Source organism: Terrabacter sp. Soil811 (assembly GCF_001429655.1).
In the GTDB taxonomy this organism is placed as follows: Bacteria; Actinomycetota; Actinomycetes; order Actinomycetales; family Dermatophilaceae; genus Terrabacter.
Map to the genome: position 1 here is coordinate 47,581 of NZ_LMSX01000010.1, position 23,442 is coordinate 71,022.

At 73.1% G+C, this 23,442-nt stretch carries 25 protein-coding genes; 12 read left to right on the forward strand and 13 right to left on the reverse strand.

Going from position 1 to position 23,442, the window contains the following annotated elements; genetic code table 11:
- Positions 1-44 precede the first annotated feature (44 nt).
- The gene (locus tag ASH01_RS17485) at positions 45-1,235 is read left to right on the forward strand and encodes an MFS transporter (RefSeq protein WP_056778891.1); all 1,191 of its coding nucleotides are present in this window, start codon (positions 45-47) and stop codon (positions 1,233-1,235) included.
- On the opposite strand, the gene pdxR is transcribed toward ASH01_RS17485, so the two are convergent.
- Positions 1,198-2,670, reverse strand: a complete 1,473-nt coding sequence (gene pdxR / locus ASH01_RS17490) for a MocR-like pyridoxine biosynthesis transcription factor PdxR (RefSeq protein ID WP_056778894.1) — start codon at positions 2,668-2,670, stop codon at positions 1,198-1,200. The two genes, ASH01_RS17485 and pdxR, sit on opposite strands and share 38 nt — an antisense overlap.
- 80 nt (positions 2,671-2,750) lie before the next feature.
- Here pdxR and ASH01_RS17495 point away from each other — a divergent pair, with 80 nt between their 5' ends.
- Positions 2,751-4,043 carry an APC family permease gene (locus tag ASH01_RS17495; protein WP_056778898.1) on the forward strand — a complete coding sequence of 431 codons (1,293 nt, stop codon included), beginning with the start codon at positions 2,751-2,753 and terminating at the stop codon, positions 4,041-4,043.
- 68 nt (positions 4,044-4,111) lie between these two features.
- Complete coding sequence (locus ASH01_RS17500) at positions 4,112-6,031, forward strand: APC family permease (RefSeq protein ID WP_056778901.1); 1,920 nt, start codon at positions 4,112-4,114, stop codon at positions 6,029-6,031.
- An 18-nt stretch (positions 6,032-6,049) separates the two neighbouring features.
- Here the strand turns inward: ASH01_RS17500 and ASH01_RS17505 are convergent, their stop codons facing one another.
- Positions 6,050-6,583: a GNAT family N-acetyltransferase gene (locus ASH01_RS17505; protein WP_056778902.1), complete on the reverse strand. Its 534-nt coding sequence runs from the start codon at positions 6,581-6,583 to the stop codon at positions 6,050-6,052.
- Between the two features lie 346 nt (positions 6,584-6,929).
- On the opposite strand from ASH01_RS17505, the gene ASH01_RS23945 reads away from it, so the two are divergent.
- From ASH01_RS23945 to ASH01_RS17520, 3 genes are all read left to right on the forward strand, one after another.
- Positions 6,930-8,438: a helix-turn-helix domain-containing protein gene (locus tag ASH01_RS23945; RefSeq protein WP_082619953.1), complete on the forward strand. Its 1,509-nt coding sequence runs from the start codon at positions 6,930-6,932 to the stop codon at positions 8,436-8,438.
- A gap of 128 nt (positions 8,439-8,566) precedes the next feature.
- Positions 8,567-8,995: a YciI family protein gene (locus tag ASH01_RS17515; protein WP_056778906.1), complete on the forward strand. Its 429-nt coding sequence runs from the start codon at positions 8,567-8,569 to the stop codon at positions 8,993-8,995.
- Entirely contained in the window at positions 8,996-10,249 is a 1,254-nt protein-coding gene (locus ASH01_RS17520) for a DUF6596 domain-containing protein (protein ID WP_056778908.1), read from the forward strand. It abuts the gene before it with no gap.
- On the opposite strand, the gene ASH01_RS17525 is transcribed toward ASH01_RS17520, so the two are convergent.
- On the reverse strand, positions 10,236-10,778 hold the full coding sequence (locus ASH01_RS17525; RefSeq protein WP_056778911.1) for a DinB family protein: 543 nt from the start codon (positions 10,776-10,778) through the stop codon (positions 10,236-10,238). The genes ASH01_RS17520 and ASH01_RS17525 overlap by 14 nt on opposite strands.
- 71 nt (positions 10,779-10,849) lie before the next feature.
- Here ASH01_RS17525 and ASH01_RS17530 point away from each other — a divergent pair, with 71 nt between their 5' ends.
- From ASH01_RS17530 to ASH01_RS17540, 3 genes are read left to right on the forward strand one after another with little or no spacing between them, the layout of a single operon-like run.
- Entirely contained in the window at positions 10,850-11,476 is a 627-nt protein-coding gene (locus ASH01_RS17530) for a LysE family translocator (RefSeq protein ID WP_056778914.1), read from the forward strand.
- A gap of 46 nt (positions 11,477-11,522) precedes the next feature.
- Positions 11,523-12,974, forward strand: coding sequence for an FAD-binding oxidoreductase (locus ASH01_RS17535; RefSeq protein ID WP_235508797.1), 1,452 nt, complete (start codon positions 11,523-11,525; stop codon positions 12,972-12,974).
- 8 nt (positions 12,975-12,982) lie between these two features.
- A complete protein-coding gene (locus ASH01_RS17540) occupies positions 12,983-14,251 on the forward strand; it encodes an SAM-dependent methyltransferase (RefSeq protein ID WP_082619954.1) in 1,269 nt (422 codons plus the stop codon).
- Between the two features lie 9 nt (positions 14,252-14,260).
- On the opposite strand, the gene ASH01_RS17545 is transcribed toward ASH01_RS17540, so the two are convergent.
- Entirely contained in the window at positions 14,261-14,800 is a 540-nt protein-coding gene (locus ASH01_RS17545) for a hemerythrin domain-containing protein (RefSeq protein WP_056778926.1), read from the reverse strand.
- 106 nt (positions 14,801-14,906) lie between these two features.
- Here ASH01_RS17545 and ASH01_RS17550 point away from each other — a divergent pair, with 106 nt between their 5' ends.
- Positions 14,907-16,547, forward strand: coding sequence for an FAD-dependent oxidoreductase (locus ASH01_RS17550; RefSeq protein WP_056778927.1), 1,641 nt, complete (start codon positions 14,907-14,909; stop codon positions 16,545-16,547).
- A 2-nt stretch (positions 16,548-16,549) separates the two neighbouring features.
- Here the strand turns inward: ASH01_RS17550 and ASH01_RS17555 are convergent, their stop codons facing one another.
- The 3 genes from ASH01_RS17555 to ASH01_RS17565 form a co-directional block, all read right to left on the reverse strand.
- Positions 16,550-16,810: a metal-sensitive transcriptional regulator gene (locus ASH01_RS17555; RefSeq protein WP_020141925.1), complete on the reverse strand. Its 261-nt coding sequence runs from the start codon at positions 16,808-16,810 to the stop codon at positions 16,550-16,552.
- A gap of 80 nt (positions 16,811-16,890) precedes the next feature.
- The gene (locus ASH01_RS17560; protein ID WP_056778930.1) at positions 16,891-17,226 is read right to left on the reverse strand and encodes a YnfA family protein; all 336 of its coding nucleotides are present in this window, start codon (positions 17,224-17,226) and stop codon (positions 16,891-16,893) included.
- 2 nt (positions 17,227-17,228) lie between these two features.
- A complete protein-coding gene (locus ASH01_RS17565) occupies positions 17,229-17,627 on the reverse strand; it encodes a VOC family protein (protein ID WP_056778935.1) in 399 nt (132 codons plus the stop codon).
- A gap of 133 nt (positions 17,628-17,760) precedes the next feature.
- Here ASH01_RS17565 and ASH01_RS17570 point away from each other — a divergent pair, with 133 nt between their 5' ends.
- Positions 17,761-17,982: a hypothetical protein gene (locus ASH01_RS17570; protein WP_056779684.1), complete on the forward strand. Its 222-nt coding sequence runs from the start codon at positions 17,761-17,763 to the stop codon at positions 17,980-17,982.
- 10 nt (positions 17,983-17,992) lie between these two features.
- Here the strand turns inward: ASH01_RS17570 and ASH01_RS17575 are convergent, their stop codons facing one another.
- A complete protein-coding gene (locus ASH01_RS17575; protein WP_056778939.1) occupies positions 17,993-18,613 on the reverse strand; it encodes a class I SAM-dependent methyltransferase in 621 nt (206 codons plus the stop codon).
- A 135-nt stretch (positions 18,614-18,748) separates the two neighbouring features.
- On the opposite strand from ASH01_RS17575, the gene ASH01_RS17580 reads away from it, so the two are divergent.
- Positions 18,749-19,270, forward strand: a complete 522-nt coding sequence (locus ASH01_RS17580) for a flavodoxin/nitric oxide synthase (protein ID WP_235508798.1) — start codon at positions 18,749-18,751, stop codon at positions 19,268-19,270.
- Positions 19,271-19,285: 15 nt separating this feature from the next.
- Here the strand turns inward: ASH01_RS17580 and ASH01_RS17585 are convergent, their stop codons facing one another.
- The 5 genes from ASH01_RS17585 to ASH01_RS17605 all read right to left on the reverse strand — a co-directional run bounded on the left by ASH01_RS17585 (position 19,286) and on the right by ASH01_RS17605 (position 23,419).
- Positions 19,286-20,227: an alpha/beta fold hydrolase gene (locus ASH01_RS17585; RefSeq protein ID WP_056778945.1), complete on the reverse strand. Its 942-nt coding sequence runs from the start codon at positions 20,225-20,227 to the stop codon at positions 19,286-19,288.
- Between the two features lie 9 nt (positions 20,228-20,236).
- Complete coding sequence (locus ASH01_RS17590) at positions 20,237-21,490, reverse strand: RNA polymerase sigma factor (protein WP_056778948.1); 1,254 nt, start codon at positions 21,488-21,490, stop codon at positions 20,237-20,239.
- Positions 21,491-21,503: 13 nt separating this feature from the next.
- On the reverse strand, positions 21,504-21,887 hold the full coding sequence (locus tag ASH01_RS17595) for a YciI family protein (RefSeq protein ID WP_056778950.1): 384 nt from the start codon (positions 21,885-21,887) through the stop codon (positions 21,504-21,506).
- Positions 21,888-22,003: 116 nt separating this feature from the next.
- Complete coding sequence (locus tag ASH01_RS17600) at positions 22,004-22,375, reverse strand: VOC family protein (protein WP_056778953.1); 372 nt, start codon at positions 22,373-22,375, stop codon at positions 22,004-22,006.
- Positions 22,376-22,408: 33 nt separating this feature from the next.
- Positions 22,409-23,419, reverse strand: a complete 1,011-nt coding sequence (locus ASH01_RS17605) for a sugar phosphate isomerase/epimerase family protein (RefSeq protein ID WP_056778958.1) — start codon at positions 23,417-23,419, stop codon at positions 22,409-22,411.
- Positions 23,420-23,442 lie beyond the last annotated feature (23 nt).

Below are 23,442 nucleotides of genomic sequence, written 5' to 3' on the forward strand. Positions count from 1 at the left end.
ATGAGTCTTGACGGCGGGTCTGGCGACCGACAGTGTGACCCACCGTGACACTTCGGGCCGAGTCCTCCTCCCTGCTGCGGGCACGCCTCGCCGCCGGCACCGCCTTCTTCGTCCAGGGCCTGCTCTTCATCTCGCTCACCACGCGCCTGCCGCAGGTCCAGGAGAAGTGGTCGCTCGACGAGCTCGCCGTCAGCGGCCTGCTCCTCATGGTCGTGCTCCTCGCGGGCGTCGGCTCGGTCGTCGCCGAGCTCGTCGCCGCACGCTCGTCGAGCGCCATGGTCGTCCGCGTGGGGCTCGTCGTGGCCACGGCCGGCTTCGCGGTGCTGCTCGTCGCACCGGCCTTCGGGGTCTTCGTCGTCGGGCTCGCGACCTACGGGCTCGCGCTCGGCCTCGTCGACGCGTCGTCGAACATGCAGGCCGTCACCGTCGAGCACCTCTACCGCCGACCGATCCTGCCCTCCTTCCACGCCTTCTGGACCGCCGGCGGCATCCTCGGCACGCTCGTCACGCTGGCGACGTCGGGCGTCGACCTCGGCCCGGCCCTGCTCCCGCTGCTCGTCTTCCCCGTCGCGGCGCTGGCCGCGCCGTACGTCCGTCGCGACCGCCTCGCCGAGACCGACGCCACCGTCGACGTGCCGTGGCGGCGGATCGCCCTCCTCGGCGTCGCGATGGTCCTCTTCTACATGGTCGACACGGCCGCGACGACGTGGGGACCGGTCTACCTCGACGGCACGCTCGACGCCCCGACGGGGCTCACCGCGCTCGCCACGCTCCCCTACCTCGTCGCGACGCTCCTGGCCCGCACCGTCGGCGACCGTCTCGTCGACCGCCACGGCGCCGTGTGGCTGCTCCGGATCAGCGGCGTCGTCGCCGCCCTGGCGCTCGCCGTCATCGTCTTCGCGCCGACGTGGGTGGTCGCCGTCGTCGGCTTCACGATCCTCGGCGGCGCCGTCGCGACCATCGCGCCCCTCAGCTTCTCGGCGGCGGGTGCCATTGCCGCCGGCGACGCCGACTCCGCCGGCGAGCGCATCGACAAGACCGACCAGGTCGTCGCCCGCTTCAACCAGTTCAACTACGTCGGAGCGCTGCTCGGTGCCGTGCTGACCGGAGCCGTCGGCTCGGACAACCTGCGCCTCGGCTTCGCCGTGCCGATGGTCCTGATCCTCGGGATCATCCCGCTCGCGACGCAGTTCGCGATCATCCGCCGACGGGGCGTCCCGGCCGGCTCGAGCTGAGGACACCACGCAGCGCGGTGAGCGCCGGGCCGATGCCCGTCAGGGGTATGCCGCCGACCCCGAAGGCGAACCCGTGGCGGGCCGGCTGCTCGAGGTGCCGCACCGACAGCGGCTCGACGAACACCCCCACGGCCAGGGCGGCCTCGGCGATCGCCACGTCGTCGAGGTCCGGGTCGCGCAGCAGGGCGCACAGGTGCAGGCCCGCCGCCGACGGGACGACCTCGAGCCAGTCGCCGAGGCCGTCGGGGCTCGTGAGCACCTCGAGCAGCGCCTCCCGCCGGGCGCGGTAGACCTTCGTCGCGCGCTTGACGTGGGCAGCGTGGTGCCCCTCGGCGAGGAAGTCCGCGAGCGCCCCCTGGGTCACGACGTCGCCGTCCCAGACGGTGACGCGCTTGGCCTCGCGCAGGGCGGGCGTCAGCGTCGCCGGGGCGATCGCGTAGCCGACGCGGAGCCCCGGGAGCAGCGACTTGGAGAACGACCCGACGTAGACGACCCGCCCGTCGCGGTCGAGGCTCTGCAGCGGCTCGAGGGGCCGGTCGGCGAAGCGGAACTCGCTGTCGTAGTCGTCCTCGACGATGACCGCTCCGTGCCGGACGGCCCACTCCAGCAGGGCGATCCGCCGGGCACGTGACATCGCGACCCCGGTCGGGTGCTGGTGCGACGGCGTGACGTAGACGAGTCGGGCCGCGTCCGGAAGGGCGTCGACGACGATCCCCTCACCGTCGACCGGGACGCCTCGGACGACGGCGCGGTGGGTCGCGAAGAGGCGGGCCGCGGCGCTGTAGCCCGGGTCCTCGACGGCCACGACGTCGCCGGGCTCGACGAGCACCCGCGCGACGAGGTCGAGCGCCTGCTGCGCCCCCGCAGTGGTCACCACGTCGGCACCGGACGCGACGACCGACCGGGACACGCCGGCATACCTCGCGATCTCGGCCTCGAGACGGCTCCCGCCACGGTTTGCGCCGGGGTCGTCGTAGGTGCCGGCGGACAGGCGGCCCCGGCGCAGCGTGCCGCTGACGAGACGTCGCCACGTCGCGAGGGGGAAGAGCGAGTCGTCGGGCACCCCGACGGAGAAGTCGTGGAGCGCGCCCCGCGGACCGGACGCAGGCCGCACGTCCGGCTCGGTCGCCCAGAGCGACGTGGCGGTGACGGCTCCCGCCCGGGCCCGTCGCCCGGTCATCCGAGCGGGCGGCACGCACCCGGTCGCGACGAAGGTCCCGGCCCCGCGACGGCTCTCGAGCAGCTCCTCGGCGAGGAGCCGGTCGTAGGCCGCCGTCACCGTGCCCCGCGAGACGCTGAGGCTCGCCGCGAGGTCACGGGAGGCCGGCACCCGGTCGCCCCCGCTGAGGCGGCCGTCGAGGACCGCGGCGCGCAGCTGGGCGTAGATCTGGGCGGTGAGGTCGCCCGACCCGGTGAGGCTGAGGTGCAGGTCCATGCCACCAGTCTGGATTGGCCCAAACAGTCTGGCAAGAAGTGGCGCTTCTGACCGGTCCACTTGGGCGGGAGTCTGGAGCCATGGCGACGACCGCACGCATCCCCGGGGCCACCTCGACCCCCGGCCACTCCACGACCGGGGGCACGCTCACCGTCGCACAGGGGGCTGCCCTGTCGGTGGGCGCCGTGCTCGGCACCGGCGTCATCACGCTGCCCGCCCTCGCCGCCGAGGTCGCCGGCCCCGCCTCGCTGCTCGCGTGGGCGGCGCTCGTGCTCCTCTCGGTGCCGCTCGCGAGCACGTTCGCCGCACTGGGCGCCCGGCACCCGGACGGCGGTGGCGTGTCGACGTACGTCCGTCGGGCCTTCGGGGACCGCGCGGCGGGCGCGGTCGGCTGGTGCTTCTACTTCGCCGTGCCCGTCGGGGCCCCACCCGCCTCGATGATGGCCGGCGGCTACGTCGCCGACGTCGTGGGCGGCGGACGCACGACGACCGTCGTCGTCGCGGCGGCCCTCATCCTCGGCACCGGACTGATGAACCTCGCCGGCCTGCGCTTCTCGGGCCGCGTGCAGCTCGGCCTGGCGACCGTGCTCGCCCTGCTCATGACCGCGACGATGGCCGTCGCCCTGCCGCACGGGAGCACGGCGTCGCTGACCCCCTTCGCCCCGAACGGGTGGGCCGCCGTCGCCACCGCGGCTGCCGTGCTCGTCTGGGGCTTCGCGGGGTGGGAGGCCGTCGCCTCGCTCGCCGGGGACTACCGCGACCCGCGCCGCGACGTGCCGCGCGCGACGGGGATCGCCGTCGCGGTCGTCGGGGTGCTCTACCTCGGGCTCGCGACGACGAGCGTCCTCGTGCTGGGACCGGCGACGGGCCACAGCCAGGCGCCGCTCTCGGACCTCATGGCCATCGCCCTCGGCGAGCAGGCCCGCGTCGTGACCGCCGTCGTGGCGGTGCTGCTGACGGTCGGGGCGATGAACGCCTACTACGCCGGCGGCTCGCGGCTGGGCGCGGCGCTGGCCCGCGACGGGGCGCTGCCGCGATGGGTGGCGCGGGGCGGCGAGGCCGGACAGGTCCCACGCCGCAGCATCGCCCTCGTCACGGCCGGCTCGATGCTCTCGCTCGTCCTCGCGGTCGCGCTCGACCTCGGCCTCACCCCGCTCATGCTGCTCGCGACGGGCTGCTTCACGCTCGTCTACGTGCTCGGCACGGCCTCCGCCCTGCGCCTGCTGCCCCGCGGCACCCGCGGCTGGTGGACCGCGCTCGTCGCGCACGTGTCCGTCGTCGTCCTGCTCGTCGTCAACGGCGTCCATGCGTTGTGGGCCCTCGGGCTCGTCGTCCTCTCCCTCTCCTACCAGTCCCGGTCGCGCCGCCGGTAGGGCGCTCCCAGCGCCGACCCCTAGACTTCGCCGCCGTGATCACACAGCGCGCGGAGCGCACACCCCTGATGCGGTGGTTCCTCGACGCCGAGGAGGCCGACCCGGGCGGCTACTACGAGCGCGAGCGCGAGGCGACCGAGCAGCAGCACGTGCAGCCGTGGTGGCGCGTCATGTGCCTGACGGGTGTCGACTACTTCTCGACGCTGGGCTACCAGCCCGGCATCGCGGCCCTCGCGGCCGGCGCGCTGTCGCCCGTCGCGACGCTCGTCCTCGTGCTCATCACGCTCTTCGGTGCCCTCCCGATGTACCGCCGCGTCGCGGCCGAGAGCCCGCACGGCGACGGCAGTCTCTCGATGCTCGAGCGGCTGCTGTCCTACTGGCCGAGCAAGATCCTCGTGCTGTGCCTCATCGGCTTCGTCGCGACCGGCTTCATCATCACGATCACCCTGTCGGCGGCGGACGCGAGCGCCCACCTCATCGAGAACCCGTACCTCAAGAGCACCCTGACCGGCCACCAGGTCGGTGTGACGCTGACGCTGCTCGTCTTCCTCGCCGGCATCTTCCTCAAGGGCTTCAAGGAGGCCATCGGGATCGCCGTCGTCCTCGTCGTGGCCTACCTCGGCCTCAGCTTCGTCGTGCTCGTGCGCGGCGTCGTCGAGATCGGCGACCACCCGACGGCGTTCAGCGACTGGATCACGGCGATGACCTCGGCCCACTCGGCCCCGTTCGGGATCATCGGCGCGTCCCTGCTCGTCTTCCCGGCCCTGGCGCTCGGGCTCTCCGGCTTCGAGACGGGCGTCGTCGTCATGCCCCTCGTCAAGGGCGACCCGACCGACACGCCGGAGAAGCCGGAGGGCCGCATCCGCAACGCGCGCAAGCTGCTGACGACAGCCGCGCTCATCATGAGCGTCCTGCTCATCGGCTCCTCGCTCGTCACGACCCTGCTCATCCCGGCCGAGGCGTTCCAGCCGGGAGGGCCTGCCAACGGCCGCGCCCTCGCCTACCTGGCCCACGACCTGCTCGGCGAGGGCTTCGGCACGATCTACGACATCTCGACGATCGGCATCCTGTGGTTCGCCGGCGCCTCAGCCATGGCGGGCCTGCTCAACATCGTCCCGCGCTACCTGCCGCGCTACGGCATGGCGCCGGACTGGGCCCGCTCGACGCGGCCGCTCGTGCTCGTCCTGTCGTTCATCGCCGCCGTCGTGACGCTGGCCTTCGGGGCCAACGTCGACGAGCAGGCGGGGGCGTATGCCACCGGCGTGCTCGCGCTCATGACGTCAGCCGCGATCGCCGTGTTCCTCACCGAGCTGCGGCGCGGCCACCGCGCGGCAGCCGCCTTCTTCGCCGTCGTCAGCGCGATCTTCGTCTACACGATCACGATCACGATCGAGCAGCGCCCCGAGGGTCTCGTCATCGCCCTGATCTTCATCGCCCTCATCGTCGTCATCAGCGTCTGGTCGCGCATCGTGCGCTCGACCGAGCTGCGCGTGCAGCGGGTCGTCTACGACGACAGCGCGCGGGCGATCCTCGACGACGCCGCGCTCGGCCCCCAGCCGCTGCGTTTCATCGCCAACAAGATCAACGCCGGGGACCGCGACGAGTACCGCGCGAAGTCCCTCGACGTCCGCATGCACAACCACCTCAACGCCCGGCAGGGCGCGATCTTCCTCGAGGTGGAGATCAGCGACGCGAGCGACTTCGCGACCACCGTGCACGTCGGGTCCGCCGTCGTCGGCGGCCACTACATCCTGCGCGCGACCGGCCCGTCGGTGCCCAACGTCCTCGCTGCGGTCCTGCTCGACGTCCGCGACCGCGTCAGCAAGCCGCCCCACATCTACTTCGAGTGGAGCGAGAAGGCGCCGGGGCAGAACGTGCTGCGCTTCCTGCTCGCCGGCGAGGGCGACATCCCGCCCCTGACGCACGAGATCATCCGGCGGGCCGAGCCCGACGCCGACCGTCGTCCGCAGGTGCACGTCGGCGGCTGAACCGGCCGGACGGCATACTCAGGCGCGGTTGGCCCAGCGCTCCGGGGTGGTGCGGTAGACGCGCGACTCGTCCGCGTACCACTTCTCCATGATCCCGAGGTCGTCGAGGCCGAGGCGGCGGCACACGGCCTGCGAGGGCTCGTTCGTCGTGTGGGTCAGGGCATAGACCTCGGGCAAGCCGCCGTCGAAACCGTGTTGGATCACCGCAGTCGCCGCCTCCGTCGCGTAGCCGTGGCCCCACGAGTCGGGGTGCAGGTGCCAGCCCACCTCGACCTCGCCGTCGTCGGCGTCCGGCAGGGTCAGCAGGATGACGGAACCGGCGACGACCTCGGTCTCACGGACCTCGACGGCCCAGAAGCCGAGCGGCGGCGCCTCGCTGCGCTCGAGGTAGCGGTCGATGCGGGCGTGCGCCTCGTCGAGGTCCTTCATGAGGACCGGCTCGCCGTCGCCGAGCCACTTCACGACCTCGATGCGGCTCTGGATGTCGAGCAGCCGCTCGGCCTCGTCGTGCGACCAGGGACGGATGGTGAGGCGGGCGGTCTCGAGGTGCATGGGCGACACGCTCGCACCTGCCCGCCCCGCCCGTCCACGCCATTCCCCCGCCCGGTCCGAGTCGACGCTTCCACGGCCACCGTGGGTGCCCCCTGTGCATTGGGTCATCACGTGACTCAGACGGCCGCGCCGGGCGGTTGAGTCACCGGGCAACCCAACGCACAGCGCGCGCGAGATCCCCGCCGGCGGCTGAGTCACCGGGCAACCCAAGGCACAGCGTCCGTGACGGCACTGCGGCCCGGTGGCCCCGTGGCGGTCGTCCACACCCTCCGGGCCGGGCGACCGCTCGTCCACAGTGCCGAGCTCAGCGCCGACGGCGCGGGTGCGGAGCGGGGACCGTGGACCGATGACCGTCCCCCTCGGCCACGGCCCCGATGCGTTCGGCAACGCGCTGCGGCACGTGCGCCGGACCTACCTGCTGAGCCAGCGCGCCCTCGCGGAGCGGCTCGACGTCCCGCACAGCCGCATCTCCCGGCTCGAGAGCGGCCACCACAGCATCACGCTCGAGTCCGCGATCTCGCTCTACCGCGCACTCGGCTTCGGCGTCGGCCTGACTCACCTGTTCCCGTGTCCGCAGAGTGACGACGTGAGGCCGCGATGCCACGACTGGGAGGACGACGGCGCGGTCGGGCTCGTCGACGCGGCCAGGCGCGCGTTCCCGGCACATGGGGCCGTGTGGACGCAGGCGCCGACGTGGTGGGGTGTGCGGCACGGGTGGGGCGCCTCGGAGCGCGAGGACCTCTGGTGGTTCCACGACTACCGGTCGCCGCCGGTCCTGCGAGCACGGCAGGATGGCGGCATGTCCGACAGCGATGGAGCAGGCGCGACCGACGGGGCGAGCACCCCGCCCACCGAGCCCGTCGAGCCCCCAGAGACCAGCGAGGTGGCGCAGGCGTACGCCGCGGTCCGCCCCGAGGTCGAGGCCGCGACGGCGCTCTTCGTCGAGATGGTCACCGGCCTCCTCGACGAGGCGGGCATCAACTACCTCAGCGTGAGCGGCCGCACGAAGTCCGTGGCGTCCTTCGCCGCCAAGGCCGAGCGACGCCGTGACGGCGAGCTGCTCTTCCCCGACCCGCTCGCCGACATCACCGACCAGATCGGCGTGCGCGTCATCACCTACGTCCACGACGACGTCGCCGCCGTGGCCGAGCTGCTGGCCGAGGAGCTCGCCGTCCTCGACGACCGCGACATGGGCCTCGAGACCGCACGATCGGGACGCTTCGGCTACGCGAGCCGGCACCTGCTCGTGGCCGTCGACGCGAGCCGCACCGTCCCGACGGCCTACGAGGCGCTCCGCCGACGCAGCGCGTCCGTGCAGATCCGGACGGTGCTCCAGCACGCGTGGGCCGAGTTCGAGCACGACATCCGCTACAAGGGCACCGTCCCCGAGGAGCACGCGCACGACCTCGACCGCCGCTTCACCCTGGCCGCCGGGCTCATCGAGCTCGCCGACCGCGAGTTCTCGGCCATCCGCGACCGGCTCCAGATGGCCCTGCCGGCGAGTCCGCCCGACGCGGTCGCGCAGGACTCCCGCATCAGCACGCAGGACCTCGCGAAGTTCCTCGCCGCGAAGTACGCCGACGCCGGCTGGTCGCGCACCGACCACTACACGTGGGTGTCGGGCCTGCTGCTCGAGCTCGGCATCACGTCGGTCGACGCCCTTGCCGAGGTCATCGCGCCCGTCGACGGCACCGCCCTCATCGAGCGGATGGGCTACAAGTACCCGCCCGGCGCGGTGCGCCGACTCGACGACGCGCTGCTCGCGACCTTCGGCACGCGCTACCTCGACCTCGAGGGCAACGCCCACCGCCGGGCCTCGCTCGAGGGCCGCCTCGAGCGTCTCGGGGGGAGCTGACCGAACCGGCCCGAGATTCTCGGGACCGCGTGTCGATTCCCATCCGGCGAGTTCGTCAGGATGATGTGGCGAGAGTCGCCACCCGCGCAGATCTCACGGCTGCGCGCCTGTTCGAGAAGGAGCCGGCCATGGCCGACACATACGTCTACCTGATCCACGAGGGCGACTGGGACTCCGACGCCTACCTCGGCGGCGAGCCCACGACCGACGCCGGCCCCGCCGGCAAGGACCCCAGCGCCGCTGCGGCGTCCGACATGGACGCGTCGTTCCCCGAGCACAAGGCCTTCCAGCAGGCCGTCGCCGACCTCGGGGCCCGCATCATGGGTGGCGCCGCCCTGCAGAACTCCCGCTACGGCGGCACGGTGACTCCCGGCTCCGGAAACCGCGCCGTCGAGGACGCGGTCTACACCGACGGGCCCTTCACGGACACCTCGGAGGTCATCACGGGCTTCTACCTCGTCGAGACCGACGACGAGGACACGGCCCGCCGGATCGCCGCCCTCGTGCCGACCACCAGTCGGATCGAGTGGCGCAAGGTCTTCCCGACGGGGATGTGAGTGCCGCTCGGGACGGGTGAGTTCGAGGAGGCGTGGCCGCGCATCGTGCGCGCCCTCGCCTCCTTCACCGGGAGCCTCGACGACGCCGAGGAGTATGCCGCCGAGGCCGTCGCACGAGCCGCCGCGCACGAGCGCGCCGGCGGGGCGCCGATCGAGTCGTATGCCGCGTGGTGCACCTCGGTGGCCCGGCGCGCCTGGCTCGACGACGCCCGACGGCGGACGACGCTGCGCCGGCTCGCCCCCGAGCTCGCCCGTCCCGAGGCGGACCACGCCGCCATGGATGCCGACGACCTGTCCCTGCACGGACGCGAGGGGCTCGACGACCGCCTCGCCCTGCTCTTCGTCGCGTGCGACGAGGCCATCTCGCCCGCGTCCCGCATGGTCCTGGCCCTGCGCGTCGTGTGCGGCCTGACGATCCCGGAGATCGCGGGCCACCTCGGCGTCCAGGACACCGCGGCCGCAGCCCGGCTCACGCGCGCCAAGCGGGCCCTCGCCGAAGCCCGGGGCACCTTCCACGTGCCGGACGCCACCGAGCGCGGTCGGCGGCTCCCTGTCGTCATCGCCTGCGTCTCAGGCATGTTCACGGTCGCGCACCGGACGGTCCTCGACCCTGCCGATGCCTTGGCCGACACCGGGCGCCAGGCGCTGTCCATCGCCGACGCCCTCGTCGCGGCCTACCCCGACGACACCGAGGTGCGCGGGCTGCGAGCCGTCATCCGGCTCGGCCTGGCCCGTCGGCCCGGCCGCGTCGACGACACCGGGACAGGGCTCGCGCTCGACGAGGTCGACCGCAGCCGGTGGGACGGCGCCCTGCTCCGGGCCGGGCTCGCCGACGCGACGGTCGCCGCGGCAGGAGACGGTCGCTTCGCCATCGAGGCGGCGATCGCCGGACTGCACTCGAGCGCGCCGTCGTTCGAGCGCACCGACTGGAGGCGCATCGTCCAGCTCTACGGCGCGCTCGAGCACCGGTGGCCCTCCCCTTCCGTCCGGGTCGCTCGACTCGTCGCCACGGCCCAGGGCATCCTCGCCGCCGACCCCGGTGGGTCCGTCGCCGAGGTGGAGGCCGAGCTGGCCGCGATCGAGGCCGGCTCACCGGCCTACGCCAGCCGCGACGCGAGCCTCGCCCTCGCCGACCTCGAGTGGCGCACGGGGCGACGCGAGCACGCGGCGCAGCGCTACCGCGACCTCGCCGAGGTCATGCCGGCGGAGCCGCTCCGTCGCTTCTGCCTCCGGCGGGCCGTCACTCCCCGGTGACGCCGTCGACCGCCTCGCGGAGGAAGTCCGCGTGGCCGTTGTGGCGGGCGTACTCCTCGATCATGTGCAGCAGGATCCAGCGGAGGCTGAACGTCTGGTTCTCCTTGCGCGACAGCGTCGCCGAGCGGAACTCGAGCCCACCCGCGGCGAGCGCCGCGTCGATGTCGCGCCGGGCCTGCTCGACCGACTCGTCCATGATCCGGCGCAGCTCCTCGGGGCTGTCGTCGCGCGCCGACGTCATCTCCCAGTCGCGGTCGGCGTCCCAGTCCGCGCTCGCCCACGGCTCGGGCATCGGACGTCCGTGCAGCACCTCGCCGAACCAGCTCGCCTCGTTGAGCGCGACGTGCTTGAGCAGGGCCCCGAGCGTCAGGGTCGACGGCGCGAGGGGCTGGGCGAGCTGCTCGGCCGTGAGGCCCTCGGTCTTCAGACGGAGGGTGTCGCGGTGGTAGTCGAGGAAGGCCACGAGGGTGGTGGCCTCGTCGGCCGCGAGGGGCGGGTCGGTGCGCTCGGTCCGAGCAGGTGTCGTCATCCCCCCGACGCTAGTGTCCGAGCCTCGAAAACCGCCTGCCCTTTGTCGGCCGCCGGGAGCACACTGGTCCGGTGCCGTCATCGAGCCAGTGGGTCGCGTTCCTCGTCGCGTCGATCCTCTTCATCCAGGTCCCGGGCCCCAGCCTGCTCTTCACCATCGGTCGCGCCCTGACCGTCGGGCGGCGCGAGGCGCTGCTCTCGGTCGTCGGCAACGCCGTCGGCGTCACGGCGCAGGCCGTCTTCGTCGCCGTCGGCCTCGGCGCGGTCGTCGCCGCGAGCATCACCGCGTACACCGTCATCAAGGTCGCGGGCGCCGCCTACGTCATCTACCTCGGCGTCCAGGCCATCCGCCACCGCCACGACGCCCGGGAGGCCATGGAGGCGCACGTGTCGGCGAAGCGCGGACACGCGCTGCGCATCGGTGCCGTCGTCGGCCTCACCAACCCGAAGACGATCCTCTTCTTCGTCGCCTTCCTCCCGCAGTTCGTCAACACCGGCGCGGGCCACGTGGGCGTCCAGATGGCCGTGCTCGGCGGGGTCTTCGGTCTCATGGCCATCTGCAGCGACAGCATGTGGGCGCTGCTCGCCGTGCGGGCCCGGGAGTGGTTCGCCCGCAAGCCCGCCCGGCTCGACACGCTCGGCGCCACCGGCGGGGTCATGATGGTCGGGCTCGGCGCCGCGATGCTCGCTCGCGAGTAGTCGCGCATCCCGAGCGCACCCGATCCGGATCTGTTTGACTGACATGGTGGCAACCCCTCAGGTCACGTCTCCTGCGGATCGGCACGACCCCCTCCAGCGGGTCCGCGAGCACGAGCGTGCACTCGAACAGGTGGGGAGGGCGTATGCCGCCCTGCCGCCCGACCGGCCCGTCCGGCTCGCGAAGCGCACGTCCAACCTCTTCCGCGACCGCAGCGCCACCGACTCCCCCGGGCTGGACCTCTCGGCCATGACCGGCGTCGTCGAGGTCCGCCCCGGCGTCGACGGCGGTCCGGCGACCGCGCTCGTCGGGGGTCTGACGACGTACGAGCAGCTCGTCGACGAGCTCCTGCCACACGGCTTCGTGCCACTCGTCGTGCCGCAGCTGCGCACCATCACGATCGGCGGGGCCGTCACGGGTCTCGGCATCGAGGCGGCGTCGTTCCGCAACGGCCTGCCGCACGAGTCGGTGCACGCGATGCGGATCCTCACCGGGGACGGCGCGGTCGTGACGGCGACGCCCGACGGCGACCACGCCGACCTCTTCCACACCTTCCCCAACTCCTACGGCTCGCTCGGCTACGCGCTCGACCTCGTCATCGAGCTCGAGCCCGCCCGGCCGTACGTCGCCCTGCGGCACGTGCGGTTCGACTCGGTGCGCGCACTCACCGACGCGGTCGACGTCGTGCTGTCGTCCCAGACGTGGGACGGCGACCGGGTCGACTTCGTCGACGGCGTCGTCTTCGGCGCCACCGAGGCCTACCTCTGCCTCGGACGCTGGACCGACCACCTCGAGGGCCAGGCCCGGCCGAGCGACTACACGGGCGAGCACGTCTTCTACCGCTCGATCCAGCAGCGGCGCACCGACGTGCTGACCGCCCACGACTACCTCTGGCGCTGGGACACCGACTGGTTCTGGTGCAGCCGGGCCTTCGGCGCCCAGGTCCCGGCGATCCGCCGGCTCTGGCCGCGGCACCTGCTGCGCAGCGACGTCTACTGGCGGATCGTCGCCTTCGAGAACCGGCACCGCGTCATGGGCCGGCTCGACCGGCTGCGCGGACTGCCCGACCGCGAGCGCGTCGTGCAGGACGTCGAGATCCCGCTCGCGCGCACGGCCGAGTTCGTCGACTGGTTCCTGCGCGAGGTGCCGATCGAACCGGTCTGGCTGTGCCCGATCCAGCTGCGCCCTGCTCCGGGCACGGCCCCCGACGAGACGCCGTGGCCGCTCTACCCGATGCGCCGGGACGAGCGCTACGTCAACGTCGGCTTCTGGTCGACGGTCGCCATCGAGCCGGGCGCGGCCGACGGCGACGTCAACCGCCGCATCGAGGCCGAGGTGACCCGGCTCGGCGGCCACAAGTCGCTCTACTCCGACGCGTACTACGACGAGGGGACCTTCGCCGCCCTCTACGGCGGCACGGCATACGCCCCCGTCAAGCGCAGGTACGACCCGGGGGGACGGTTCCCGACGCTCTACGAGAAGGCGGTGCAGGCTCGATGACCTTGACAGTGGGACAGGCATTCGACCAGGTGTTCGGCCCCGGGGCCCCGGTGCGGGTCGTCGCGTGGGACGGCTCGGAGGGCGGCAGCCCCGACGGGCTCGTGCTGCGCCTGACCAACCCCGACGCGCTCAACCACCTCCTGACCGCGCCCGGCGAGCTCGGCCTCGCCCGCGCGTACCTGCTCGGTGACCTCGTCATCGACGGGATCGACGAGGCCGACCCCTACGACGTGCTGCGCGTCGTCGGCGACGGGCTCACCCCGCGCCGCCCCTCGCGGCACGAGGCGACGGAGCTGGCGCGCTTCGTCGCCCACCACCGGCCGCACGCCCCGACCCTGCCGCCGGAGGAGACGCCGGGGCAGCTGCGTCGGCTGGCACACGGGTTGCGGCACGCCCGGACACGCGACGCCGAAGCCATCAGCCACCACTACGACGTGTCGAACGCCTTCTATGAGAAGGTCCTCGGCCCCTCGATGACCTACACCTGCGCGTGCTTCCCCACCGACGAGGCCTCGCTCGAGGACGCCCAGGCGTACAAGTACGACCTCGTCGCCCGGAAGCTCGGCCTGCGGCCGGGCATGCGCCTGCTCGACGTCGGGTGCGGCTGGGGCGGCATGGTGCGCCACGCGGTGCGGCACTACGGCGTCACGGCGCTCGGGGTGACGCTCTCGCGCGAGCAGGCGACGTGGGCGCAGGCCGCGATCGAGGCCGAGGGCCTGGCCGATCGGGCCGAGGTCCGGCACGGCGACTACCGGGACGTCTCCGAGCGCGGCTTCGACGCGATCAGCTCGATCGGGCTGACCGAGCACATCGGGGTCGGCAACTACCCCGCCTACTTCCGCTTCCTGCGCGAGCGGCTGCGGGACGAGGGCCGCCTGCTCAACCACTGCATCACCCGCCCCGACAACCAGCACCCGGGACTGCCGCCCCGCGGCTTCATCAACCGCTACGTCTTCCCCGACGGCGAACTGACCGGCAGCGGCGACATCGTGCGGGTCATGGAGGACGAGGGCTTCGAGGTGCGCCACCACGAGAACCTCCGCGAGCACTACGCCCGCACGTGCGCGGCGTGGAACGCCAACCTCGCCAAGAGCTGGGAGGACTGCGTCGAGATCGCCGGTCTCGGCACCGCTCGGGTCTGGGGCCTCTACCTCGCGGGGTCGCGGCTGGCCTTCGAACGCAACGAGATCCAGCTGCACCAGGTGCTGGCCTCGCGCACGAGCACGGAGGGGGTGTCGGGCTTCACGCTGCGGCCGCGGTTCGAGCCCAGCGCCTGACCGACAGCCCTAGCCCGAACCACCGAGGTCGACGTCGTAGGCCTCGTAGACGAGGTCGCCGCCCTTCTGGCGGTGGCGCACGAGCCGGCCGACGAGGACCGTCAGCTCCTCCCGGAAGACGGGCAGGTCGGCCATCGTGCCGCCGTGCTCGAGCACCGCGAGGTAGCCGTGCAGGGCCTCGCGCAGGTCGCGGTGCTCCTCGAGCAGCCGCTCGACGCGGACCGAGAGCCGCGGCGCGCTGCGCCGGGCCCGGTCGTAGATGCCGCCCGGGCTCTCGGTCAGCGCGACGTGGTCGTCGAAGTCGTGCGCCAGCTCGGCGAGGGCCGCCCGCACCCGCTCGCGCCACATCCCGCCGCGGGCGATCGGCGCCTCGAGCGCGAGGTCGACGGCGGCGACGGAGTCACGCAGCTCGGACCGGTGTCGCCGCACTCGTTCGAGATGGACGGCGAGGTCGGCGGCGGTCTCGACCCGACCACGATCGAAACCCTGCGCATCGAGCTGGCCCGCCGGGGCGAGGGGCGGGATGGCGGCATTCGGCTGGACGTTCATGGCGCGACCTCCGTGCCCTCCATGGTCGCGCCGCAGTGCCCGGTTCGTCCAGAGTCCAGCAGGCCACGATTCGAGATCGGATACCCCCTGGGGTATTATCAGGGGCATGGAACACATCATCATCGGCGGCGTCGCGGGCGGCATGAGTGCCGCCACGCGCCTGCGCCGGCTCGACGAGGACGCCCACATCACCGTCGTCGAGCGCAGCGGGCACGTGTCCTTCGCCAACTGCGGCCTGCCGTACCACGTCGGCGGCGTCATCGAGGACCGCGGGTCCCTGCTGCTCCAGACGCCGGCGTCCCTCGGGCGCCGCTTCGGGCTCGACGTACGCGTCGGCACCGAGGCCGTGCAGATCGACCGCGAGCGCCGGGTCGTCGTCGTGCGCGAGCTCGCCACCGACACCGTGTCCGAGCTGCCCTACGACCACGTGCTCCTCTCCCCCGGCGCACGGCCGGTCCGGCCGCCGATCCCGGGCATCGAGCGCGCCCTCTCGCTGCGCGACATCGAGGACACCGACGCCCTCGTCGCGGCCAGCACTCCGGCCCGCACCGCCGCGATCATCGGCGGCGGATTCATCGGGCTGGAGCTCGCCGAGAACCTCACCCGCCGCGGCATCGCCGTCACGGTCGTCGAAGCCGCCGACCAGGTCATGACGCCACTCGACCCCGAGATGGTCGCCCCCGTCCACGACCACCTCCGCGCCTCCGGCGTGGTCCTGCGGCTCGGTGCATCCGTCACGGCCGTCGGACCCGACACGGTGACGCTCGCGACCGGCGAGCACGTCCCCGCCGACCTCGTCGTCTCGGCCGTCGGCGTCCGGCCCGACACGCGCCTGGCCGACGACGCCGGACTCGAGACGGGCCGCCTCGGCGGCATCCTCGTCGACAGCAGGTTCCGCACGAGCGACCCGCGGATCCTCGCCGTCGGTGATGCCGTCGAGAAGCGCGACGCCCTCGACGGGGAGCAGGTCCTCGTGCCGCTCGCCAACACTGCGAACCGACAGGGCCGCATGGCTGCCGACGTCATGGCCGGCCTCCCGGCCCACGACCGGCCCGTGCTCGGCACCGCGATCGTCGGCGTCTTCGGCCTGCAGGTCGCGACGACCGGCTGGAGCGAGAAGCGCCTCGTCGCCGCCGGGCGCCCGCACCGCGTCGTCCACACGCACCCGGCGTCGCACGCGACGTACTACCCCGGCGCCGAGGGGATGAGCCTCAAGCTCCTCGTCGACCGCGACACCGACGCGATCCTCGGCGCGCAGGGCGTCGGCCGCGAGGGCGTCGACAAGCGCATCGACGTCATCGCGACCGCCATGACCGGCGGTCTGACGGCGTCAGCCCTCGCCGACCTCGAGCTGGCCTACGCCCCTGCGTTCGCCTCGGCCAAGGACCCCGTCAACATGCTCGGCTACGTCGCCGACAACCTCCGCACGGGCGTCAGCCGCTCGGTCCAGTGGCACGAGCTGGCGGACGCCGTGGCGGACGGCGCGGTCCTCGTCGACGTGCGCACCCACGAGGAGCACGAGTCCGGGGCCATCCCGGGCGCGGTCCTCATCCCGGTCGACGAGCTCCGCGGACGCCTCGACGAGATCCCGCCCGGCCCGGTCGTCGTGCACTGCGCGGTCGGCCAGCGCGGCCACACCGCCGCCCGGGTGCTCGCGCACGCCGGTCGCGAGGTGCGCAACCTCGACGGCGGCTACCGCACCTGGCTCGCCGGCACGGGCCTCCGCCACCCGGTGCTGGCCCACTGACCTCAGGCCAGGGAGAGGAAGAGCTTCTCCATCTGGGCGACGTCCATCGTCTCGCCGTCCGGGTTGGTGATGCACTCGCGCAGGCCGGTGGCGATGACGGCGAAGCCGGCCCGGTCGAGCGCCTTGGAGACGGCGGCGAGCTGGGTGACGATGTCCTTGCAGTCGCGCCCCTCCTCGATCATCTTGACGATGCCGCCGATCTGGCCGCGGGCGCGGTTGAGGCGACGGATGACCGACTGCATCTCGTCGAGGTCGAGCTCCACGGCATCCTCCTGGGGTCGTTGCGGGAACGCCCCATGATACCCCCGGCCGTATGCCGTCACGAGCGTCCGAGAGGCACCGCTCAGCCCGAACGGGGTGCGTACATGATGAGTGCGACGCCGACGAGGCACACGAGGGCGCCGGCGACGTCCCACCGGTCGGGTCGGAAGCCGTCGGCGACCATGCCCCACACGAGCGAGCCGACGACGAAGACACCACCGTAGGCGGCGAGGATGCGCCCGAAGTTCGCGTCGGGCTGGAGCGTGGCGACGAAGCCGTAGAGGCCGAGAGCGACGACTCCCGCGCCGGCCCAGATCCAGCCCCGATGCTCCCGCACCCCCTGCCAGATGAGCCAGGCCCCGCCGATCTCGGCGAAGGCGGCGAGCACGAAGAGCAGGATCGAGCGGGTGACGGTCATGCTCAGAGGTCCCCGGCCGCGCGCCGCTCGTCGTCGCTGCGCAGGATGCAGAACTCGTTGCCCTCCGGGTCGGCCATGACGACCCAGCCACGACCGTCGTCCGTGCGACAGTCCTGCACGACGGCCGCCCCCAGCCCCGTGACGCGCTCGACCTCCTCGTCCCGCGGTCGGTCGGTGGGGCGCAGGTCGAGGTGGACGCGGTTGCGCACCTGCTTGGCGTCCTCCACCTCGATGAAGAGCAGCCGGTGCGACTCGTCGGGCGAGAAGATCATGCACTCCTCGTGCCCCGGCTCATTGGGGTCGGCGGGGTCCTCGTGGTAGCCGAGGAGGTCGGCCCACCACACGGACTGCGCGTGCGCGTCGAGGGCGTTGACGGTCGTGTGCGAGAGCTCGAGTGCCATGCCGCCATCCTGCTGGGCGCGCACCGGTCGGGCCACTCCTGCGCAGGCGGCCCCCCGTCAACATTGGTTGACGGACCCGGCCACGCGACCTACGCTGTCAACAGAAGTTGACACGGCACGGGAGGTGACCGCGATGACGAAGGAGGTCGACGACATGCTCCAGCTGGCTCGGGCCACCGGTGACGACGACCCGCGCGCCGCCCTCGCCGCGGCGCGCGAGCTGCGGCGCACCGCCGACCGCACCGAGGCCGCCGTGGTCCGGCGCGCCCGCAACCAGGGCCTGGCCTGGGCCGAGATCGCCGAGCAGCTCGGCGTCAGCCGCCAGGCCGTCCACCAGAAGTACGGCAAGCGCTAGGGCAGGGCGCTCAGCCCTCGCGGTGCAGCACGACCACGGTGTCGAGCGCGACGCGCTCACCGTCGTCGGTCGCGACCGGACGCTCCCGGATGCCCGACTGCAGGGCCGCGACCGGAAGCCCCTCGGCCCGGTCGAGCACCTCCTCGGGGTCGTAGAGCACGGCGCGGTCGCTCGGGCCGCCCCAGCCCTCGGCGAGGTTGCGACCGGCGTGGCCGACGACGACGACCAGGCCGCCCGGGCGCACCGCCTCGACGGCCGAGCGCAGCGCCTGCCGCCACTGCTCGGCCGGCAGCTGGAGGTAGCAGAGCAACGCGAGGTCGTAGGCGGCCGGGCCGCCGGGCGTCGACAGCGTCGCGTCGGCGACGACCGCGGTCAGCCGGCCCAGGTCGTCGCCGAGACGGTCGGCCGCGAGCGACCGCATCCGCTCCACGGCCACCGGCGAGTAGTCCGACGCCGTGACCACCCAGCCCTGCTCGACCATCCAGATCGCGTTGCGCCCCTCGCCCGCGGCGAGGTCGACCGCGTGACCCGGCGTCAGCGGGCCGATGATCTCGGCGACGAAGCGGTTCGGCTCGGCTGACCACACGAGGTCGTGGGCGGCATACCGCTCGTCCCAGTCCTTGGCGTCCACGGTGACTCTCCTCGTCGTCGGCTGGCGACCCGGTGGAGGCCGCGAATCCCATTGTGTCGCGCCACGTCTCGTGCGTCACGATTCGGACGCGCCCACGCACGCCGCGCGTAGCGTGGATGGCGGAAGGGATCCATGATGAACGTCCTCATCGTCCACGAGTCCATGTTCGGCAACACCCGCGAGATCGCCTCGGCCATCGCCGACGGGCTGCGCCGTGGCAGACCGGTCGAGGACGGTGACGTCCGGCTCGTCCACGTCGACGACGCCCCGACCGTCATCCCCGACGACGTCGACCTGCTGCTCGTCGGCGGACCCACGCACGCCCTCGGCATGACCCGCCCGAAGACGCGCGAGGACGCGACGACGAAGGGCGGCACCGCCGCACACGAGGGCGTCCGCGAGTGGATCGAGTCCGTGACACCGCGGCCCGAGCTCCCCGTCGTCACCTTCGACACGCGCGTGCACGTCAAGATGCTGCCGGGGTCGGCCGCGAGCGCCGCGGCGAAGTCCTTGCGGCACCACGGATTCGGTCGCGCCGAGCGCGGCGAGACCTTCTGGGTCCAGGGCACCCCCGGACCCATCGAGGCGGGCGAGCTCGACCGCGCCCGCGAGTGGGGCACCGAGCTGGCCTCACGCGTCACCCACGGCGTCGCCTGACGCCGGCGGGTCCCTTCAGACGAGGGAGTCGAGCCAGGGCTCGAGGTGCCCGAGCACGTCATCGGGCGCCTCGAGCTGAGGCGTGTGGCCCATCCCGTCGAGCCAGGCCGTGCGCCAGGCCGGATTGAGCCGCGCGGCGCGGTGGGCGGCCGAGACGGGCACGAGGCGGTCGCTGGTGCCGTGGATGAGCAGCACCGGGCGGTCGAGGTCACGCATGATCCGGTCGTACTCGCGGCGCCCGCGGAGCACGCGCAGCAGCGACCGCGCGGCACCGAGGAACTCGCCCTCGGGGTCCGGGAGCGACCGGCGCCAGGCGGCGAGCTCGATCCCGGCCTCGACGACGTCGTCGTCGGCACGTGACGGGTCGGCGAAGCACAGTGCCACAGTGCCGAGCACGCGCTGCCGGTCCGAGACGCTCTTGTTGTAGCGGGTGAGCACGAGCTCGCCGACGCGCGGCACGGCGTACATCGCGAAGGTGGCGGCGACCTGGGGGTCGGGCCGCGCACCGGGGTTGGGCAGCGCGGGGTCGACGAGCGCGAGACCCACGACCTGCTCGGGGCGACGGTCGGCGAGCAGCAGGCTCACCATGCCGCCCATCGAGTTGCCGACGAGGACGACGGGGCGGCCGAGCACCTCGTGGACGAAGCGGCTGAGCAGGGCCGCGTTGTGGTTGACGCTCGTCGCACGACCGAGGGCCGGGCTCAGCCCGAAGCCCGGCAGGTCGATCGCGACGACCCGGCGACGGGCGGCGAGCGCCGGGGCGATGCCGACCCAGTTGAGGTGCGAACCGCCCAGACCGTGGACGAGGACGACCGGCGGCGCCTCGGGCACCTCCGGATCCGCGTCGGGGCCGCCGAAGTCGACCCAGTGGACGGGGCCGTCGAGGTCGATGGTGCGGCCGACCCCTCCCCACGGGGACGCGATGTCGGTCGGAGCGGTGGACGGCGGGGTCGTCATGACCGCAGGTTACCGCCGGTCACCTGTCCGCGCCGCAGCTCCGGCAGCTCTGGCGGCACGGGCCAGCAGGTGGCGCGACTCGGGCCCGTTGTCGCTGAGCCCGGCGGCCCGGTCCCACTCGGCGGCCGACTCCGGCCACCGCGCGAGACGACCGAGCAGCTCGGCCCGCACGACGTGGAGGGCGACGTAGCCGTCGAGGTCCAGACGGTCGAGGAGGGCGAGCGCGGCCTGTGGACCGTCGAGCTCGGCGACGGCGACGGCCCGGTTGAGCCGCACGACGTCGGTCGGCGCGAGGCGCAGCAGGTGGTCGTAGAGCGCGACGACCTGGGACCAGTCGGTCTCCGACGCGGTGCGGGCATCCGTGTGCACGGCGTTGATCGCGGCCTGGAGCTGGTACGGGCCGGGGGCGCCGCGCCGCAGGCACCGGTGCACCAGCACCTGGCCCTCGTCGACGAGCGCGCGGTCCCAGAGGGAGCGGTCCTGCTCCGCCAGGACGACGAGCTCGCCCGCGGCGTCCGTGCGCGCCGGGCGCCGGGCCTCGGTCAGCAGCATGAGGGCCAGCAGGCCGGCGGCCTCCGGCTCGTCCGGCATCAGCTCGACGAGCACCCGGGCCAGCCGGATCGCCTCGGCGGCGAGGTCCGGTCGGCCGAGGTCGGCGCCGGCGGTGGCCGTGTGACCCTCGGTGAAGACGAGGTAGAGCACGGCGAGGACCGAGGCGAGCCGGGCGGGCAGGTCCTCGTCGCGCGGCACCCGGTAGGGGATGCCGGCCGAGCGGATCTTGCTCTTGGCCCGGACGATCCGCTGGGCCATCGTCGACTCCGGCACGAGGAAGGCGTGCGCGATCTCGGGTGTCGTCAGGCCGCCCAGCAGCCTGAGCGTCAGCGCGATCTGGGCCTCACGCGAGAGGGCGGGGTGGCAGCAGGTGAAGACCAGGCGCAGTCGTTCGTCTCTCACGGGTCCCTCCTCCGGGAGTCCAGAGCCGTCGTCCGGCGCGTGCAGGGCGAGCGCCTCCGTGTGGCGGGCCTCCCGCGTCGCCTCCCGGCGCAGCCGGTCGATGGCCCGGCGCCGCGCGGTCGTGATGATCCAGCCGGCGGGACTCGGCGGCATACCGTCGCGGGGCCAGCGCTCCACGGCCACGGTGAATGCGTCCTGGACGGCGTCCTCGGCGAGGTCGATGTCACCGAGTGCGCGGATGAGCACGGACACCGCGCGGCCGTGCTCGGCGCGGAAGACCCGCGCGATGTCCGCGCCCGAGACCGTCATGACGTGCGCGCCGTCACTGGTCGGTCGGCGCCTGGCCGGGGTCGCCGTCGCCCTGGAACGGGCGGACCTCGACGGGCAGGCCCGTGGCTCCGGCGATCCGCTCGGCCCAGCCGAGGACGACGTCGTAGTCGTCGGAGCGCAGGATCGTCAGGCCGCCCAGGTGCTCCTTCGCCTCGGCGAACGGCCCGTCGGTGAGGACGGCGTCGGCCACCCCGTCGCGCGGTCGGCGGATCGTCGTGGCGCTGGCCTGGTCGGCGAGGCCGCCGGCGAACACCCAACCCCCGGCCGCGCGGATGTCGGCGTTGACGACCTCGAGGTCGGCCATGACCGTCGTGAGGTCGAGGTCCTCCGGCGGCGGCCCGTCGGGCGAGAAGAGGCTGATGAGGTAGGTCTTCACGATGATCTCCTCCTGCCGGCGCTGCCGGCTGGTCGGTGGTGCACCCGGTGTGCACCCTGCACCACCTACACGAAAGGGGTCACCCGGAATCGACAGATCGCCCGGTCACGCGTCGGTCAGCCGCGCGGTCGCTGCTCGACGAGTCCGACGAGGTTGCCCTCGGAGTCGACGACGAACGCCATCCACTCGTCGGTGCCGGCCGGCCCCAGGGTGTCGTCGTCGTGGCCGAAGATGACGTGCGGCTCGGCGCGCACCTCGACGCCGGCCGCTCGCAGACGCTCGACCGTGGCGTCGATGTCGTCGACCCGCAGGTAGTGCAGGGCGCTCGGCGCGCCCTGGTCGAGGAGCAGTCGCACGCCGCCGACGTCGAAGAAGACGAGCCCCGGAGGGTCGAACGTCGCGAGCGGCTCGGACCCGAGCAGGTCGCGGTAGAAGGCGGTGGCCCGGCCGAGGTCGTCGGCGTGCTGGGCGATCTGGACGAGTCCCATGCCCCGACGGTAGACCCGCCGGGGCCGCGGGCGTCAGTCCTTCGAGCTGCTGAAGGCCGCGTCGAAGGAGGCGGCCGGGCGCTCGAAGTTGAGGCCCCGGACGTACTCGAGTGCCCCGGGCGCACCGACGAGACGGTCCATGCCGGCGTCCTCCCACTCGATCGAGATCGGGCCGTCGTAGCCGATCGCGTTGAGCGTGCGGAAGCAGTCCTCCCACGGCACGTCGCCGTGACCCGTCGACACGAAGTCCCAGCCGCGGCGCGGGTCGCCCCACGGCAGGTGCGAGCCGAGACGACCGTTGCGGCCGTTGCCGATCCGCTTGCGGGTGTCCTTGCAGTCGACGTGGTAGATCCGGTCCTTGAAGTCCCAGATGAAGCCGGCCGGGTCGAGGTCCTGCCACACCATGTGGCTCGGGTCCCAGTTGAGGCCGAACGCCTCGCGGTGCCCGATCGCCTCGAGCGTCGCGACGGTGCTCCAGTAGTCGTAGGCGATCTCGCTCGGGTGCACCTCGTGGGCGAACCTCACGCCCACCTCGTCGAAGACGTCGAGGATCGGGTTCCAGCGGCGGGCGAAGTCGGCATAGCCCGCCTGGATGACGTCGTCACCCACGGGCGGGAACATCGCGACGTACTTCCAGATCGCCGACCCCGTGAAGCCGATGACGGTGTCGACGCCGAGCCGTGCCGCGGCGCGGGCCGTGTCGGCCATCCGCTCGGCCGCGCGCTGCCGCACGCCCTCGGGGTCGCCGTCGCCCCAGACGGCCGACGGCAGGATGTCCTGGTGCCGCTGGTCGATGGGGTCGTCGCAGACGGCCTGGCCGACGAGGTGGTTCGAGATGGCCCAGACCTTCAGGCCGTGGCGCTCGAGGATCTCGTGACGTGACTCGATGTAGCCGTCCTCGGAGAGGGCCCGGTCGACCTCGAAGTGGTCGCCCCAGCAGGCGATCTCGAGACCGTCGTAGCCCCACTCCCCCGCGAGGCGGCACACCTCCTCGAAGGGCAGGTCGGCCCACTGTCCGGTGAAGAGCGTGATCGGTCGGGCCATCGTGGATCTCCTTGCTGCTGCTG

Excerpts from the sequence above, each read along its gene's own strand:
- ASH01_RS17545 (WP_056778926.1), bottom strand. The coding sequence starts at position 14,800 with ATGAACGTCCAGCCGAATGCCGCCATCCCGCCCCTCGCCCCGGCGGGC.
- ASH01_RS17525 (WP_056778911.1), bottom strand. The coding sequence starts at position 10,778 with ATGACGACACCTGCTCGGACCGAGCGCACCGACCCGCCCCTCGCGGCC.
- ASH01_RS17495 (WP_056778898.1), top strand. The coding sequence starts at position 2,751 with ATGGCGACGACCGCACGCATCCCCGGGGCCACCTCGACCCCCGGCCAC.
- ASH01_RS17565 (WP_056778935.1), bottom strand. The coding sequence starts at position 17,627 with ATGGCACTCGAGCTCTCGCACACGACCGTCAACGCCCTCGACGCGCAC.
- ASH01_RS17515 (WP_056778906.1), top strand. The coding sequence starts at position 8,567 with ATGGCCGACACATACGTCTACCTGATCCACGAGGGCGACTGGGACTCC.
- ASH01_RS17500 (WP_056778901.1), top strand. The coding sequence starts at position 4,112 with ATGCGGTGGTTCCTCGACGCCGAGGAGGCCGACCCGGGCGGCTACTAC.
- ASH01_RS17590 (WP_056778948.1), bottom strand. The coding sequence starts at position 21,490 with ATGACGGTCTCGGGCGCGGACATCGCGCGGGTCTTCCGCGCCGAGCAC.
- ASH01_RS17505 (WP_056778902.1), bottom strand. The coding sequence starts at position 6,583 with ATGCACCTCGAGACCGCCCGCCTCACCATCCGTCCCTGGTCGCACGAC.
- ASH01_RS17560 (WP_056778930.1), bottom strand. The coding sequence starts at position 17,226 with ATGACCGTCACCCGCTCGATCCTGCTCTTCGTGCTCGCCGCCTTCGCC.
- ASH01_RS17600 (WP_056778953.1), bottom strand. The coding sequence starts at position 22,375 with ATGGGACTCGTCCAGATCGCCCAGCACGCCGACGACCTCGGCCGGGCC.
- ASH01_RS17580 (WP_235508798.1), top strand. The coding sequence starts at position 18,749 with ATGAACGTCCTCATCGTCCACGAGTCCATGTTCGGCAACACCCGCGAG.
- ASH01_RS23945 (WP_082619953.1), top strand. The coding sequence starts at position 6,930 with ATGACCGTCCCCCTCGGCCACGGCCCCGATGCGTTCGGCAACGCGCTG.
- pdxR (WP_056778894.1), bottom strand. The coding sequence starts at position 2,670 with ATGGACCTGCACCTCAGCCTCACCGGGTCGGGCGACCTCACCGCCCAG.
- ASH01_RS17550 (WP_056778927.1), top strand. The coding sequence starts at position 14,907 with ATGGAACACATCATCATCGGCGGCGTCGCGGGCGGCATGAGTGCCGCC.
- ASH01_RS17570 (WP_056779684.1), top strand. The coding sequence starts at position 17,761 with ATGACGAAGGAGGTCGACGACATGCTCCAGCTGGCTCGGGCCACCGGT.
- ASH01_RS17605 (WP_056778958.1), bottom strand. The coding sequence starts at position 23,419 with ATGGCCCGACCGATCACGCTCTTCACCGGACAGTGGGCCGACCTGCCC.
- ASH01_RS17585 (WP_056778945.1), bottom strand. The coding sequence starts at position 20,227 with ATGACGACCCCGCCGTCCACCGCTCCGACCGACATCGCGTCCCCGTGG.